The sequence below is a fragment of the Caballeronia sp. SEWSISQ10-4 2 genome (genome assembly GCF_030464885.1).
GTDB lineage: Bacteria > Pseudomonadota > Gammaproteobacteria > Burkholderiales > Burkholderiaceae > Caballeronia.
Map to the genome: position 1 here is coordinate 20413 of NZ_JALPRJ010000019.1, position 14685 is coordinate 35097.

General features: G+C 61.5%; 15 protein-coding genes. 5 read left to right on the forward strand and 10 right to left on the reverse strand.

What is annotated here, in order from left to right; all coding sequences use genetic code 11:
* The first annotated feature begins 181 nt into the window (after positions 1-181).
* Positions 182-1036 carry a helix-turn-helix domain-containing protein gene (locus M0D69_RS14965; RefSeq protein WP_301782746.1) on the forward strand — a complete coding sequence of 285 codons (855 nt, stop codon included), beginning with the start codon at positions 182-184 and terminating at the stop codon, positions 1034-1036.
* A 40-nt stretch (positions 1037-1076) separates the two neighbouring features.
* On the opposite strand, the gene M0D69_RS14970 is transcribed toward M0D69_RS14965, so the two are convergent.
* The 4 genes from M0D69_RS14970 to M0D69_RS14985 form a co-directional block, all read right to left on the reverse strand.
* The gene (locus M0D69_RS14970) at positions 1077-2888 is read right to left on the reverse strand and encodes an ATP-binding protein (RefSeq protein WP_301782824.1); all 1812 of its coding nucleotides are present in this window, start codon (positions 2886-2888) and stop codon (positions 1077-1079) included.
* Positions 2885-3382: a molybdopterin-dependent oxidoreductase gene (locus M0D69_RS14975; RefSeq protein ID WP_301782747.1), complete on the reverse strand. Its 498-nt coding sequence runs from the start codon at positions 3380-3382 to the stop codon at positions 2885-2887. The genes M0D69_RS14970 and M0D69_RS14975 overlap by 4 nt, the downstream gene beginning before the upstream one ends.
* A gap of 8 nt (positions 3383-3390) precedes the next feature.
* The gene (locus tag M0D69_RS14980; protein ID WP_301782748.1) at positions 3391-5028 is read right to left on the reverse strand and encodes an ATP-binding domain-containing protein; all 1638 of its coding nucleotides are present in this window, start codon (positions 5026-5028) and stop codon (positions 3391-3393) included.
* Between the two features lie 107 nt (positions 5029-5135).
* Positions 5136-5807, reverse strand: a complete 672-nt coding sequence (locus tag M0D69_RS14985) for a glutathione S-transferase family protein (RefSeq protein WP_301782749.1) — start codon at positions 5805-5807, stop codon at positions 5136-5138.
* Positions 5808-6013: 206 nt separating this feature from the next.
* On the opposite strand from M0D69_RS14985, the gene M0D69_RS14990 reads away from it, so the two are divergent.
* On the forward strand, positions 6014-6184 hold the full coding sequence (locus M0D69_RS14990) for a hypothetical protein (protein WP_301782750.1): 171 nt from the start codon (positions 6014-6016) through the stop codon (positions 6182-6184).
* Between the two features lie 58 nt (positions 6185-6242).
* On the opposite strand, the gene M0D69_RS14995 is transcribed toward M0D69_RS14990, so the two are convergent.
* The 3 genes from M0D69_RS14995 to M0D69_RS15005 form a co-directional block, all read right to left on the reverse strand.
* Entirely contained in the window at positions 6243-6656 is a 414-nt protein-coding gene (locus tag M0D69_RS14995) for a response regulator (protein ID WP_301782751.1), read from the reverse strand.
* A 410-nt stretch (positions 6657-7066) separates the two neighbouring features.
* Complete coding sequence (locus M0D69_RS15000; RefSeq protein WP_301782825.1) at positions 7067-7798, reverse strand: AraC family transcriptional regulator; 732 nt, start codon at positions 7796-7798, stop codon at positions 7067-7069.
* Between the two features lie 296 nt (positions 7799-8094).
* Positions 8095-9048 carry a 4-hydroxyproline epimerase gene (locus tag M0D69_RS15005; protein ID WP_301782752.1) on the reverse strand — a complete coding sequence of 318 codons (954 nt, stop codon included), beginning with the start codon at positions 9046-9048 and terminating at the stop codon, positions 8095-8097.
* A gap of 264 nt (positions 9049-9312) precedes the next feature.
* On the opposite strand from M0D69_RS15005, the gene M0D69_RS15010 reads away from it, so the two are divergent.
* The 3 genes from M0D69_RS15010 (at position 9313) to M0D69_RS15020 (ending at position 12563) form a co-directional block, all read left to right on the forward strand.
* Entirely contained in the window at positions 9313-10218 is a 906-nt protein-coding gene (locus M0D69_RS15010; RefSeq protein WP_301782753.1) for a dihydrodipicolinate synthase family protein, read from the forward strand.
* A gap of 334 nt (positions 10219-10552) precedes the next feature.
* Positions 10553-11056 carry a hypothetical protein gene (locus M0D69_RS15015; protein ID WP_301782754.1) on the forward strand — a complete coding sequence of 168 codons (504 nt, stop codon included), beginning with the start codon at positions 10553-10555 and terminating at the stop codon, positions 11054-11056.
* A 244-nt stretch (positions 11057-11300) separates the two neighbouring features.
* A complete protein-coding gene (locus M0D69_RS15020; protein ID WP_301782826.1) occupies positions 11301-12563 on the forward strand; it encodes a DUF2325 domain-containing protein in 1263 nt (420 codons plus the stop codon).
* A gap of 13 nt (positions 12564-12576) precedes the next feature.
* Here the strand turns inward: M0D69_RS15020 and M0D69_RS15025 are convergent, their stop codons facing one another.
* From M0D69_RS15025 to M0D69_RS15035, 3 genes are all read right to left on the reverse strand, one after another.
* Positions 12577-12900, reverse strand: coding sequence for a winged helix-turn-helix domain-containing protein (locus M0D69_RS15025; protein WP_367619718.1), 324 nt, complete (start codon positions 12898-12900; stop codon positions 12577-12579).
* 136 nt (positions 12901-13036) lie between these two features.
* Positions 13037-13582, reverse strand: a complete 546-nt coding sequence (locus tag M0D69_RS15030) for a nitrogen fixation protein NifQ (protein WP_301782756.1) — start codon at positions 13580-13582, stop codon at positions 13037-13039.
* A 79-nt stretch (positions 13583-13661) separates the two neighbouring features.
* Positions 13662-14666 carry a phage tail protein gene (locus tag M0D69_RS15035; RefSeq protein WP_301782757.1) on the reverse strand — a complete coding sequence of 335 codons (1005 nt, stop codon included), beginning with the start codon at positions 14664-14666 and terminating at the stop codon, positions 13662-13664.
* Between the last annotated feature and the right edge of the window lie 19 nt (positions 14667-14685).

Below are 14685 nucleotides of genomic sequence, written 5' to 3' on the forward strand. Positions count from 1 at the left end.
TGAATTGGACTCGTCGTTCGCGACCGGTAACAACGCCCACGCCCTTGCGAAAACTGCGTTTATCTTCACAAGAGTTTTTCGAACAAGCCCGCTCTTGCGCCTACAATACCCCCCGATCCATCCCGAATGCCGCGTCATTGTCTTCGCATCCGCCACGCGCTTTTACCGGTCCACAGGCAGCATGGTCACTGAAACCTCATCCTCCGATTCCCTCGCGGTCGCCCAGCGCGTACGCGACCTGATGAATCGCCATGGCATTGGCAAGCGGCAGCAGACCGCCGAGCTTTGCCGCATCCTCGACCTCAGTTTCTCGCAGGGGCATCGCAAGCTGCGCGGCAACAGCCCGTGGACACTTGCGCAGATTCGCCGGGTGGCCGAAGCTTTCGACGAACCCGCGCTGCAACTCTTCGACGCGAAGAACGCCGATGTCGACGACACCGAAGGCACCGCCCACGACGCCATCCTCGTGCTTGGCGCTATCGAAATTCCGTGCGTTGCGTGGATTGGCGAAGCGCTCGAACCGGGCAGCCGCCCGGATTTCATCGCACAAAACATGAACGGCCGCTGGCTCGTGACGACCCACGAAGGGGTGCTGCTGCACGCCGCTCACGACGTCCACAAGATCGAGATCCAGCCTCGCCGCACGGACATGGACAAACCGCTGATCGCGGTCGTGGACGACGATCAGACGTCCGCCGACAATCTCCACGATTATCTCGAGCGCAGCGGTTTTACGGCCGTAGCGTTGTATGGTCTGGAAGGGTTTGCGCAAGCGCTGCAGGCGCAGGTTTTCGACGCGGTGGTGATCGACTGGCTGTTCGGCGCGCACACTTCCGCCGACGCCATCCGTGCCGTGCGCAACTCGGACAATCCGGATGCCCCCATCTTCGTATTGACGGGCGAACTGACGACCGGCAAGGCGAGCGAGTCGGAAATCAGCGACGTCATCCAGCGCTACAACGTCACGTGTTTCGAAAAACCGGCGCGCATGGCGATCCTCGTAGCCGACCTTTCGAAGCGCTTGCTGCGCGCCTGATTTTCAACGATTCTCAACGCCGCGCGCGCGTTCAAACCGCTCAATGTATGCGCCGGGTCGCCGATAACGCGCGCGCCAGGGCGCTTTTCAGCACTTCGTAGCGCACGGGTTTGAGCAGGTAGTCGAAGAACAGGATGGCGGCGCTGGGATCGACCAGATCCGGCGCGTAGGCGCTCACCGCGATCACCGGCAAACTCGCGCCCGATGCGCGCCGCGCCCGGTATTCATTCACGAACGAATACCCGTCCTTGCCCGGCATGTGCAGGTCCGCCAGGATCAGGTCGGCCTCGTTGTTCTCGAGCCACGCGAGCGCGCTGTCCACGTCGGGCATGGCCGCGCTCGCATACCCCAGGTGCGCAAGCATTTCCGTCAGCGACTCGCGGATGGAATCGTGGTCGTCTATCACCAGCACGCGGGCTTTCTTCAACGGCGGCAGGTCCGCGGGCGCACGCTCGCGTTCGGGCATCCGCGCCACCGGGGCGGCCGGCAAACTCACACGAAACGCGGCGCCCTGGCCAATGTCACTCGACACGTTGACCACGCCGCCAAGCAATTCGACCAGCCCGCGAACGACCGCGAGACCCATGCCGGCACCGTCGAAGCGTCGGGTTGTCGATGAATCGAGTTGCGTGAATTCCTTGAAGATCAGCGGCAGCTGTTCGCGCGGGATGCCGGGGCCGGTGTCGATCACGGAGATATCGAGCCGTTCGAGTGAGCGCTCGAAACGCACATCGATCGAACCCGCATCGGTGTACTTGATCGCGTTCGTAACAAGGTTGGTAACGATCTGGCGCAGCCGATGCTGATCCGATTCGATCAATCCCGCCTCCCCCGTAAACTGGCCGCGCAAGACCAGTCCCTTGGACGCGGCCGCCGGCGTATTGGCGTCGACGATGGAGTCGAGCAACTCCATGGGGTCGAACACCGTCAGCCGCAATTCAAGCTTGCCGGCGCCGAGCCGCGCGAAGTCGGTGAGATCGCGCATCTGTGCTTCGAGATGACGTGCACCGGTCTCGAGCCGCTGGATGATCTTGCGATCGCTTTCGCTATGCAAGTTCAGTTCGAGCAATTCCACCGACGACACAATGGCATGCAGCGGTGTGCGCAACTCATGACTGATCATGCCGAGGAAGGAATCCTTCGCCTGCGATGCTTCGCGTGCCGCTCGTGTTGCCTGATGTTGCGCTTCGAGCGCCGCGCGTTGCTGGTGAATCAGCCGTGAACGCCGGTAGCCGTTTAGCAGCAGCATGGCGGTGGCGACCATGGAGAGCAGCGCGAGCAGCATGCCGGCCGCGAACAGATAACGCCGCTTGGAGACGAAATCGTTCACGATGTAATCCCGCTCCGCCACGTCCACCACCCTGCGACCGTTCGCAAGCTCGTTCACCGCATCCTGGTTCTGCCGCAAGACGCCGATGATCTTCAGCGTGCGTGCAGGGTCGGAATTCAACGCAACTATATCCGGCTCGATGGACTCGAGCGCGGCATCAAGCTGGCGCAGGATCTCCTGCTGGCGGTTTCGCAAGGTGCCGCGGTCGGACAGCATCGACGTTGAGGCGGTGACAATGGCGAGCTTCGATTCGAGCACCTCGTAACGAAGCTGGATCTCCTCGGTATCGGCGTCGATACCGCTGCGGTACAACAGCACCTGGTTCGCGAAGCGGCCATACGCGATCTGGAATTGAGCGCCATCCCAGTAGAAACCGTCATAAGGCAGGCCGAGTTGCTGCTGCGTGGTCTGATTTGCGAGCAAGCCGGAATACAGCACGTAGCCCACCCCGGCGAGCGGCGGTGCGATGGCTGCTGCGAGCAGCAGCGCAACCTTGAAACGGCGAAGCGGTGCACGCGTCATTTCACGACCAGCGCTTTGATCTGCCACACGAATTTTGCCTCGGCGACCGAGCCGCTCAGCTCGGACGGGTAAGCGTCACGCGGATAGATCAGGAACAGCGGACCGAAATTGCTGACCTTCAGGCGCACGCCGTTCATGCTGTACGCGAGAATCGCGCCGTATCGCTCAGCTTCCGAGGCGCTCACGGTGTACGAATAGTCGTCGATCGTGCGTAGTTCCACCTCGTCTGCACGTGCGTCCACCAGATTCAGCACGTCCTTGAGCAGCGGCCCGGTGAAGGTGGATTTCGGCGTCCAGGTAGTCGAGGTCGTGATCGTATGGACCGGCAGCTTCATCAGTTCGGCTTCGCTGATATGGTAGACGCTATGGTCCGCGTCGGTGGTGCGGCCGATCTTTCCTGTTACATCGAGGACCAGCGGCGCAGCGCTCGCTACAAGTGGCAGCAGCCCCAGCAGCGAAGCGGCAAGCAAGCTCCGAAGCGACTGCGGTGTCATGGCGGCGCTCAATGCTGTTTGTCGAAAGCAAGCGCCGCACGCTCCGAGGCCACCACGATCAGCTTCATGGTGGCACGTGTCGCGCCGACAAAAAACTTGCGCGCGACCTGTTCGTCGAAGGCGTCGAAATCGACTTCGGTCAGGATCACGCACGGCGCAGACTGCCCCTTGAACCGGTAGATCGATTCGAGCAGCACGTCGCCTTCCCGATATTCCGGATTCCCGAACAAATCGTAACTCCCGGTGAAACTGCGCAAACGATGCGGCCCGAGCTGGTCGACGGAAGTCAGCACCGAGCCCTCGCGCCCGCGGAAGGACAATACCGCGATGTCCTGCTTCCGGTAGCCGAGCGCAAGCGCCTGGGTGATGGCACGCTTGGTCGCCTCGATCACTTCGTCGAGATGGCCGTTTTCATACGTGGAGAGGCTGACTTCGGAACCGTCGAACGGACTGCCTGCGTCGAGCCGCACTTCGCGTCCAACGATCCGCCGGATGTACGCCAGCAGGTCGCGCGGGCTTCGATAGTTGGTGGTTTCACGCAGCGTGGTCCAGCCGGGCAGCGGCACGGGATCGCGGAAATACAAGTTCTGCATTGGATCTTCGAGCCACCACCATGCGCCGTCCGGTTTCAGCAAACGGGCAAGCGCGTCCACCCACGCCGCCTGGAAATCCTGGCCTTCGTCGACAATCAACACGTCGAACTTCCAGTGCTCCGCAATCTCGACGTTGGCGAAACGCTCCTCCAGTGTCGCGAACACATTCGGCTGACTGAAGTCGGGCGGCGTGCCCGCGTCACGCGTCACGCTCGCGCTGAGCTGGTGATAGTTGGCAATGCGCGCTTCAGGCGGCGCGACAAGACGGATGTGATCGGCGAGCGGCCTGTTGAAACAGACGTACAACACGCTGCGGCCCTTCGCCACCGCGTCGCGCATGACCTGCACCGCCAGTTGTGTCTTGCCCGAGCCGGCCGTGCCGATCACCCGCAATCTGAACGGCTGGAACTCGAGCCGGCGCGCCCACGTGGCCAGGCCACCCGAGAGCCGGGTAACGAGCATGTCGGCCTGACCGACCAGCGCGTTGGTATCGGGCGTGAGGGCGAGTTCGTCGGAGAGAAAATGATGGATCCGCGCGGACGCTTCGAAGCGCGGTTCATTCGGCGGCAGTATCTCCAGGACAACCGACGGCAGCTTCGCTCGGCGGCTGGCATCGACAATGCGCGCTTCCGGCACACCCGCAATCGACGCGTCCTTCACCGTGTAGTCGGGGCAATACAGCAGCTCTTCAATCCGGTAAGTGCCCGCGCCGAATGCGGCCGTGAAGCGCCGGTGCAGGTTCTCCAGCGTCCGTGCAAGCTGGATGGCGACGTTGCGCTCCTTCTGCATGTACACCTTCATCAGGCCCGCGGGCGTCTCGCGCAGGAACCCCGCCTTCTGTTCGATGATCAGCACCCGGCCCGACGGTGCGACCACGACGAAGTCGGCTTCGCCGAACACCGAAAAGCCTTCGTTGATACGAGTCCAGTGAACACCGTGATACACGGTGTAGTCCTCGGGAAGTTTCGCCAGCAGTGCGAGCGTGTCGAGTTCACGCACGGCAGCGCCGGTCGCTTCCATATTCTTCCAGTCGTCGGGGACAATTCGAGCCATGCTTCGCCTTCCGGCCTAAGTGCGTGTGAGGGCCGGAAAGTGCTTGATTCGAGCAGGATTCCGGGAATCCAGCGGCCATTGTACGCAAGCTGCGCGGCGGTCCAGCGTCAGTCCGCAAAATCGTATTTGCCGCCGCGCTGCAACGCCCGCTGATATGCCGGGCGCTCGTGAATCCGCTTCACGAAAGCCGCTACGTTGGGAAGCGCCTTAGCGCCCGCGCGCTGGGTTCCAGCTTCAAGCGGGAAACTCATCTGCACGTCGGCGGCGCTGAAGGAGTCGCCCGCAAACCACTCGGACTTCGACAGCTCGCTCTCTATGAAACCGAAGTGCAGTTTCAATTGCGGATCGATGAAACTGTCCTGCATGGTCTGCGCGATGCGGCGAGCGATCGGCTTGGCGAAAAACGGCATCGGCGCGCTGCCGATCCGCAGCGCCACCAGCTTCAACAACAGCGGCGGCATGGCCGAGCCTTCGGCGTAGTGCATCCAGTAGTTGTAGCGAAGGCGTTCAGGCGTTGTCCCATGCGGAGGAGCAAAGCGCCCTTGTCCGTAACGCTCGTTCAGATACTCGATGATTGCCCCCGATTCCGCGATCGTCTGGCCTTCGTCCGTGATGACCGGCGACTTGCCCAGCGGATGCACGGCGCGCAATTCGGGCGGCGCCAGCATGGTGTTGGGATCGCGCTGATAAGACTTGATTTGATAATCGACGCCCAGTTCTTCCAGCATCCAGAGCACGCGTTGCGAACGCGAATTGTTGAGGTGATGAACAATGAGCATGAAGGATTGCCGTTAGGGTTGAAGTCCGGGCGCAAACGCGCAAAGAATACAACATGGCTGAGTGCGCGCGTTCGCGTTCACACTGAGGTTATCCTCGGTTTAGTGTCGAATGCATGGGTGTGAGGCCCGTTTTGTGCGACAGCCATGATCGAACGCGATGTGCCGTTCGCTGTTTTCAGACCAAAACAACGCAAAAGGACAATTCGATGACCCTGGTTATTTATCTGGCGGGCTGGCTGATTCTGATTGGCGGCGTGTCATGGGCGCTGGTCGCCATGCATGTGGCGCAACACACCATCATGATTGTCGACGTGATCCTGCTCGGCATAGCCGTGATCACGGGCGCCACCCGCGCACGCAACCGCGACCGGTCATAGGACCCTCATCGGCGCACCGCCCTGCGCTCTTCCGCCAAGCGGGGTGCCGTGGTGGACTTCAGGACAGCTCGCGCGAGCTAAGCGACTGCTGGATCAGCGTCACGAGCACATCGGGATGCGCGGGTTTGGTCATGAAGTGCTGGAAACCTTCGCCGATGCTTCGCAAGCGGTATTCGTCTCCGTTATGGCCCGTGAGCGCAATTGCGATCGATGGCGTCAGGTTGCCTCGAATCTCATGGTCGCGCAGGCGCTGGATCAGATAAAAACCATCCATCATCGGCAGGTCGATGTCGCAGATGACGGCGTCGGGCAACTCCCGGATGACCGTCTCGGCGCCCTCTTCGGCATCCGCCACAGCGACGACCTGGGCGCCTTCCTCCTCCAGCAGCATTCGCAGTGACTCCCTGCTCTCCAGGTCGTCTTCGATCAGCACAATCCTGGCATGCTCCAGTCTCGCTACTTCGTTCATCATTATCTTTTCTAACAACTCAAACAGGATTCAGGTGCCGGTGTCTCGGCTGCGCTTTTCAGCGCTGCGCCTTCAGGCTGCACTTCTCACTCACTGATGGCCTTGCGGCACGACGGCATGAGATCCATGCGGCACCGTGTGATATGCCGCGCGCGCCGGTGTCGAACGTCGCGCGGTTAAAAATTTCAACGGGCGCAGTATGCCTCATTGCTTGTCGTGCAACGTTGCAGCAAAAAGCAGACCGAGCGCAGAAACTCCATGAGAAACGGTGGCGAGAGCCCCGGCACGCGTGCCTTTGCGCAAACCCTAAGGTCGCCATGACCCGTCGCACGAACGAATAAATAGGCGGCAAGGCGGGTAATTTTTTACGCCGGGTGTCTTGTCGGAAAGTTCAGACTTATTGACGCCTGATATCAGTTTGAAAGTTTTGTTGCAGGGTGATGAGAGCGCAGCAACGCGCGATACTCGGTCGGCGTCAGACCCACGGTCGCCTTGAATTGCCGCGTGAATGCGCTGTGATCTGTGTAGCCGCACAACGCCGCGACGTCAGTCACTTTGTCGTGCGAGACAAGCAGCGCCGTGGCCGCGTCGAGCCGTGTCTTGAGCAGCACCTGACGCGGTGTCAGGTGAAAGACCTTGTGGAAATAACGCTCCAGTTGCGCAATCGACATGTTCGCCATCGAGGCCAGATGCGGCATGTTCAGCGGCTGCACGAAGTTGCTCTGGATATGTTGAACCACAGCCGCGAGCCGGCTGTAAGCGGGGTGCGTCCCCTCGTCGGCCTGCAGGTCGCGGGAGATGCCCGCCAGGCCGACGACCATGCCGTCGGCATCGTGGAGCGGCTGCTTGGACGTCATGCACCAGCCCGGCTGCCGGGCGGGATAGAGATGCAGTTCGAGCTGGTCGATCATCGGGTTGTCCTGCGCGATGATCGACTGGTCCTGCGCTGTATAAATGCGGCCAAAGCGTTGCGGGAAGACTTCTTCCGCGGTCTTGCCGAGCAGCCCGAGCTTGTCCTTCAGGCCGCAGCGCGAGGCCAGCGCGCGGTTCACGAGCGCATAGCGCGCCTGCGCGTCCTTCACGAAGAAAACAATGTCCGGCATCGCGTCGAAGACCGGTTCCAGCAGCCTGAAATGCTGCAGCATGGCGTCGAGCGTGGACGCGCTCGCGGGCGCCTGCAGCGTGGCGTGCAAGCCGAGTGGCGCGGCGCCGTGTTCGTGCGCAGCGTGCGCCGGACGGTCCGTTGTAATGGTCATTCGCGTCTCGCTGGCGTCGTCGGGTGCGCAAGGGCCGCATGCATTGGCGCGCACCGCACTGCGCCCGATTATAGAGGCGAGAGGCGTCCGTCAAAATTGGTGTTGACGACAGGAAGGCTTGGAGTTGGCCGGCGTGCGGTCCGCCCGGCGAATTCCCCGCGGGGGAACACTGCGCTAACCGGCAATTACGCCCCCGGGATACCCCAGGCGAACGGGTCGGTGTTGTCGAAGCAGAGACAGCCTTCGGCCGTGATGTGGGCGTGTCCGGTGATCGTCGGAATCACCGCTTGCCCGGCACGTTCGCCCGAGCGCCGATAGCTCGCCTCGAACACGCTGCCAATGATGCTTTCCTGCCGCCACACCTCACCCTCGGCCAGTTTATTGTCCGCGGCAAGACAGGCGACTTTAGCGCTCGTGCCCGTGCCGCATGGCGAACGGTCGTAAGCGCTGCCGGGACACAACACGAAATTGCGGCTATCGATTCCCTCACGCGGCGATTCCGCGAACAGCTCGATGTGGTCGATCACCGCACCGTCTGCGCCGGTAATACCTCGCGCGTGCAGTGCCTCGCGAATGGCATCGGTGAACGCGGTCAACCTCGCCAGATTCGAAACAACGAGATCCTGGCCATGATCGGCTACGAGAAAAAACCAGTTGCCGCCCCAGGCAATATCGCCCGTCAGCGATCCGTAGCCGTCGACGTGAACCGGGACTGCGCGCCGGTATCTATACGCCGGCACATTGCGCACGCTCACGCTGCCGTTCTGATGAAGAGTGGCCTCCACGATCCCGGCCGGCGTCTGGACCCGATGCGAACCCGGCTGAATCTTCCCCAGGTAAGCAAGGGACACGATCAGGCCGATCGTGCCGTGACCGCACATGCCGAGATACCCGACGTTATTGAAAAAGATGACAGCGGCCGTGCATTCCGGGTCATCCGGTGCGCATAACAGTGCCCCCACGATCACGTCCGAGCCGCGCGGTTCGGTGACCATCCCCGCGCGCCAGTTGTCGTGCTTCGTGCGAAAGTTTTCGAGGCGTTCGGCCAGTGTGCCGCCACCAAGATCCGGTCCGCCCGACGTGACGAGGCGGGTCGGTTCGCCGCCCGTGTGCGAGTCAATGAAGTGTAGGATTTTCATGCTGTCATCGTAGAAATTCGGACGGGGTGCGTCTTGGTGCCGCTAAGCGGATTTGATGCCGATTTCGGCATATATGATGCTGTCTTATCCGGTCGCTAAAACGTGAGGATAAGCGTTGTTTCAACTGGATCCAGCCCGGAGAAAGCAAAACGCCTACTCTTGAAGTTGTGCCGAAATCGGCATCGTAATTGCGTGCAAGATGCAAGACGGCTCTTTCTGCAATGCTTAGACTGCTCACAATCGATCACTTTGAGGAGAGTCACCATGGCGCATATCTGGGAAGGTGTTATGCCCGCCGTCACCACCAAGTTTAATGCGGATTTCAGCATAGACCAGGCTTGGACGAAGAAGAATATTGAGGCGCAGATTGCGGCCGATGTCGACGGCATCATCGTCTGCGGATCGCTGGGAGAAGCGTCGACGCTCTCGCTCGATGAAAAGCTGGACGTGCTGGATATCGCCGTCGATGCAGCCCAGGGACGCGTGCCGGTCCTGCTCACGATTGCGGAAAACAGCACGCTCGACGGTTGCCGCCAGGCCGAACTCGGCGCGAAACACGGCGCGGCCGGTTATATGGTGCTGCCGGGCTTGCGATATTTATCGGACCGCCGCGAGACGCTCAACCATTTTCGTGTGGTCGCCAGCGCAAGTCCATTGCCGATCATGGTCTACAACAACCCGCTCGCGTATGGCGTCGATGTAACACCGGACATGTTCGCCGAGCTCGTCGATGAAAAGAAGTTCGTCGCAATCAAGGAGTCGGCCGGCGACGTGCGCCGCTTCACGGACCTCATCAACGCAGTCGGCGATCGCTACGCGCTCTTTTGCGGTGTCGATAACCTCGCGATGGAAGCATGCCTGATGGGCGCGCATGGCTGGGTCGCGGGGCTGGTGTGTGCGTTTCCTGAAGAGACCGTGGCGATCTTCAAACTGCTCAAGGCGGGGCGCCTGGAAGAAGCTCGCACGATCTACCGCTGGTTCGCGCCGCTGCTCGCGCTCGACGTCTCGGCGAAGCTGGTGCAGAACATCAAGCTGGCCGAAGCAATGGTCGGCCTGGGCACGGAACCCGTCCGGCCGCCGCGCTTGCCGCTCGCAGGCGACGAACGTCTCGCGGTGGAAGCGCTGATCAAGCGTTCGATTGAAACCCGGCCGACCTTGCCGACGTTTTGAATGGAGTGGTATCGGCTGCGGCTTGTTTTCATTGGAACAAGTCCGCGGCCGAGGCAGCTTAACTCCTGACGTTATCCCCAAAAACGAGCCTCCTATGGCTCAGGTCACTGCATCCGCCCATCTAGTACTTAGCCGCCCGGCAGCACCTCCGCGTCACATCCAAAAACCTCAAAACCTGCAAAGCGCTGTCTAGCGCCAGCACGAACCCTCAAGGCAAAAAAATCGCATTCGTTATATTCTATGGAATATCACGGTACTATTCTTTTGCGTCCGGCTTTCGCCCTGCCGGCGTAAAGAAACCGATCCAACCATTTTGCATCCCGAGGATTTCCCCATGTCCGGGCAACAGGCATCGACACCCCGCGATCCGGCTTCCGTCTCGCTGCCGCACAACCTGTCGATCGCGATCACGCCGCTCAACTCGGCGCGCGACCCCGAGCGTGCCGAGGCGATCAGGGAAGTAGTCGATGCGTTCCGGAACCTGCGCGCCAGCGTGGCTCGTTTTGTCCTCATGCTGGAGGACATCCGCGGTAACGCCCGTTCCCTCGAGGCCACGACCGGCCAGTCGCTCGGAGAGCTTTTATCTTCGCTTGAAGACCATGCCCGAGCACTCGGCTTCAGCCGCCTCGATGACCTGACGCTTGCAATAGAAACCGCACGGTCGGCGGAACGGCAACGGGACCTGGTATTCCAGTCCTCCTCCGGCAGCGACACCGCCAGCCTTCAGCACGTTGCGCGAGGCCTCGAACGCCTGGACGCCAGCTTTGTGGGCCTGTGCGTCGAGCATGTGCTGGAGCGGCACTATCGGGACCGTGCGGGCAGCGGCGTGGCCGTCTGAGCAGCGCCCCCTTACACGTCAAGACTAGCCAGCATTGATTTCGCCTGACCCAACGTCCAGATTCGCACCGTTATATTCGATGGTATATTTCGATATCCGTTCATCGAACAGGCTGAGAGCCGCTGTCTGTTCAGCCGTTTGAAATCCAGACCGACTCGAGGTGAATGTGCAATCCGTTCCCCCCTTCCGCCTTGCTCGTACGCCATCCAATGAATCGACCAGCACTGCGGGCGCTTACGCCGGCCTGACGGACGCTTGCTGCGCTCCTACCGACGCGCAGCTTCGCAATCCGCATCGCCGGGCGCGACTGACGGATCTGGACTCGCATTTGCATTGCTCGATCATCGGAACCTGCTTGAGCACCAACGAGCTCAGAAAACTCGTGCCGAAGTTTACGGATCTCGATCGGCAACACGCCACCGACCTGGAGATTCATCATGCCGCGGTGGAGCTGGCCATAGAGGGCGGCGCGGGCGCCAAGGCACTGCAGAAAGCACTCGATGCGCGTTACGCCGGCGCCGTGCGCCGCTTCGAAACGGCGAAGAGTACGGAAGCACTATTGGCGCTCTGGAAAGAAGCGCTCAAGAGCGGCGATATTCCGCCCGCGTACTGGGCGGTGATGACTCATCCACACGCCGTCATGAGCGTGCGCCAGGCGGCGTTCGGCGACCTGCATATGTTGTCGCATCTGGTGGGCGCGGCGAACCGGGCGGACATACGCCGGCTGGTTGCGCTCGAAGAAGAAAACGCGGCGCTCAAGGACAAGATAGAACGCCAGCAAGACAAGCTGCACGAATTGAGTACGGAGCGCGATGCATCAATACGCCACCTGAGCGCGCAAGTAGCCGAGCTGTCCGCGAAAGCCGAGCGCGCACCAGGTACATCGGCGGCAAGCCTGGAAGCTGAAGTCATTGCGTTACGCGAGGCATTGGCCGCGCGCGATGAGCGCCTCGCGATTCACACGAGCCGCCGTGAAACCGCCGAGCAACGCGCGCTCGATGAACAGCGTTACGCGCAGACCTTGAGCCAGCGTCTGGACGATACCATCGCGATGCTCAACGTGGTCCAGGCCGAATGCAACGCGCTGGAGCAGGCGCTCGCGGCACCGGGAAACGAAGCCGGTTCAAAGGTTCCGGACCTGACGAATCTAAGCGGCAAGCGCGTGGTTTATGTAGGCGGTCGTCCCGGTTCAAATGCAGCGTTAAGGCATCTGGTGGAATCGGCGGGGGGCGATTTTGTCGTGCACGATGGCGGTATAGAAGACCGCAAGGGCATGTTCGCCGCAGCGCTTCCGCGCGCGGATATTGTGGTGTTTCCGGTCGATTGCATCGACCACGATTCCATGAATCTGCTCAAGCGCGTATGCGACCGTCACCAGGTCGACTATCACCCGCTGAGAACCGCCAGCGTGGCAAGCTTTGTCGAATTGATGACGCGGCTTGGCCGGGCGTCGTCGCAGTCCGGCAATACGCCGCCGGTCTCGCGGTTCTGCCTGCGGCACGGCTAAGCTTTACGTTGAATCAGCGCTTCATCAGCTTGGTCAGCGCAGAAATCTGCGGCGCGCAGGTCCTGGCCGCTTCCGCTTCAATCTCGCGATAAAGCCGCACGATCTTTTCGCCGACCGGCGTCAGCACACAACCGCCGCCCGCCGAACCGCCCGTTTCCGAAGACGTTGCGGGCGCCTTGAGCGTGCGGTTCAGTTCGTCGATGAGCAACCACGCGCGCCTGTATGACATGCCGATGCTGCGTGCCGCGGCCGAGATGGAACCATGCTGACGCACGGCCTCGAGCAAATCAATTTTCCCAGGGCCGATTGCCACGGCATCCGCCTGGCGAATGCGCATGCGGAAACGCACCTCGGGCTGACGGGACGGGGAAGTCGCTGGATCTCTTACGGATTTAGCCATGCGCGAAAGCATACACGAGCACGGCGGGGCCATGCATCGGCTGCTGTGCCAGCTCGCTTGATGACCGCGAGCTTCAGGTTTTATCGCCGAAGCAAAAGCCAAAATCCTCGCAGCCTGCACATCCCGGCGCCGGTTGCGGCGTCATGCCGAGCGACAGCGCAAGCTCGCGTGCGAGAAATTTTTTCCAGCGCATCCCGTCCACATTGCGCGCCACCAACGCCGGGAAATACCGGTTGAGCATGTCCATGACTTCGTCGCGGCCGTTCAGCCCGAGATCGCGCCACAGATGATCCGGCCTCAGGCACGCGTGGGCGATGATCGAAGCGAGGCATTCGGTATCGGCCATGTCAGTGACGCCGCTTGCATGGCTTAGCAGGAAGGCGTTAAGCGCGCCGACGAACCTGGCCTGCTCTTCCGGCCGGATCGATATACCCACGCCCGGCGAGCGCGTTGCACCGAAGTGCCGGCCATACAGCGACGCCAATTGTTCCTGCGACAACCCCAGCAACGAAGCTTCATCGTGCGCGGCAATCAGCGTGGCGAACAACGCGGTGTCGGGAGAACGGGGATCAGCCGAGGCGGCCAGCAATTCGGCGCGCGTTGCATGAGGATGTGTCATTGCCAACCATGCGTGGAAGGTGTCCGGGTGCCCTCTTGGCTTTACGCGCGATGTGCACCCCGACCCAATTTACTCCTTCCTAGTTACGACTGTTATTCGTTGCCGACGCTGCCGGGCACGCGGGGTCCTTGCCCCAATGTCCGTCGCAGACACGCCAGCGGCAAATCTCGTCCGTAAAGAAGTTGTCCTTGCCGCATTCTTTCAAGCGAGCGGCCAGTCCCGCGTCGGCCTTCGCGGACAGTTTGGCCGCAGCTGTATCACGCTTGTCCGTAGCGGGTGGCGTGTAGGGTTTGGTGCGCGAGACGAGCGCGGCAAGCAGGTCGACGTCCTGATCTTCCAGCTTGCCCGCGTTTTGCGCGGCCGGGCGCTTCTTGTTCTGCGCGGCAAGCGTCTCATACCTGGACGTCTTGCTGTCGCGTGCTTCGCGCACATCCTGCCTCAATGATTTCCTGGCGGCCTTCGCGTCGCCTTGTGCGACGGTCGTCTTCTCAGGTTTCGCAGCCTTCTTGTTGGCGGCATCCGTCGTGTTCGCCACCTTGTTGGCCGGTGCCGCAGCGGACGCTGCGAGCTCCTCCGATGCGCCGTTCGCGAGCGCGCTCGCAATCCGGTCCGTTGACTTCGGCGCCGCATTGTCGTCGTCAGCCGCGACGATCGAGGCTGCCTGGGAATTCACCGCCGGAACCTGAGCACCTGCGACTTGCGCAGTCACACCGCTGCTCGCCTTGAGCGCTGCCGCGCTATTACCCGCGGCGCTCGCCGGCTGACTGGATGCACCGGCTGCGGCAACTGTTTTATTTCCATTTGCACCGGCCTGGGCGCTTATTGAGGAAGCAGTCGGGGAGTCGGTCCGCGAATCGGTCCGTGCATCGCGGAGATAATGCCAACCGCCCCACGCGGCCGCGCCCGCTATCAAAAGAGCCAGCAGCGCATAAGCCGATTTAGAGCGTGGCGGGCGTTCTGGCCGGCTTTCCACTCGCCCTTCAAGACTGGCAAGAATTCGCGAGCTATTTGCGTGCTCGGCCGTCTCCTTGCCGGAAAGGAGGCTAGGCGGCGCTTTGGAATTCGACGGGTCCGGCACACTCATTAAAATGTCTCGTTGATAC

What these genes read in the sequence shown, in the direction of transcription:
- M0D69_RS14975 (WP_301782747.1), bottom strand. Translation starts at nt 3,382, where the DNA reads ATGACACCGCAGTCGCTTCGGAGCTTGCTTGCCGCTTCGCTGCTGGGG.
- M0D69_RS15000 (WP_301782825.1), bottom strand. Translation starts at nt 7,798, where the DNA reads ATGCTGCAGCATTTCAGGCTGCTGGAACCGGTCTTCGACGCGATGCCG.
- M0D69_RS14980 (WP_301782748.1), bottom strand. Translation starts at nt 5,028, where the DNA reads ATGGCTCGAATTGTCCCCGACGACTGGAAGAATATGGAAGCGACCGGC.
- M0D69_RS15030 (WP_301782756.1), bottom strand. Translation starts at nt 13,582, where the DNA reads ATGACACATCCTCATGCAACGCGCGCCGAATTGCTGGCCGCCTCGGCT.
- M0D69_RS15015 (WP_301782754.1), top strand. Translation starts at nt 10,553, where the DNA reads ATGTCCGGGCAACAGGCATCGACACCCCGCGATCCGGCTTCCGTCTCG.
- M0D69_RS15035 (WP_301782757.1), bottom strand. Translation starts at nt 14,666, where the DNA reads ATGAGTGTGCCGGACCCGTCGAATTCCAAAGCGCCGCCTAGCCTCCTT.
- M0D69_RS14985 (WP_301782749.1), bottom strand. Translation starts at nt 5,807, where the DNA reads ATGCTCATTGTTCATCACCTCAACAATTCGCGTTCGCAACGCGTGCTC.
- M0D69_RS14970 (WP_301782824.1), bottom strand. Translation starts at nt 2,888, where the DNA reads ATGACGCGTGCACCGCTTCGCCGTTTCAAGGTTGCGCTGCTGCTCGCA.
- M0D69_RS14990 (WP_301782750.1), top strand. Translation starts at nt 6,014, where the DNA reads ATGACCCTGGTTATTTATCTGGCGGGCTGGCTGATTCTGATTGGCGGC.
- M0D69_RS15025 (WP_367619718.1), bottom strand. Translation starts at nt 12,900, where the DNA reads ATGCGCATTCGCCAGGCGGATGCCGTGGCAATCGGCCCTGGGAAAATT.
- M0D69_RS15010 (WP_301782753.1), top strand. Translation starts at nt 9,313, where the DNA reads ATGGCGCATATCTGGGAAGGTGTTATGCCCGCCGTCACCACCAAGTTT.
- M0D69_RS14995 (WP_301782751.1), bottom strand. Translation starts at nt 6,656, where the DNA reads ATGATGAACGAAGTAGCGAGACTGGAGCATGCCAGGATTGTGCTGATC.
- M0D69_RS15005 (WP_301782752.1), bottom strand. Translation starts at nt 9,048, where the DNA reads ATGAAAATCCTACACTTCATTGACTCGCACACGGGCGGCGAACCGACC.
- M0D69_RS14965 (WP_301782746.1), top strand. Translation starts at nt 182, where the DNA reads ATGGTCACTGAAACCTCATCCTCCGATTCCCTCGCGGTCGCCCAGCGC.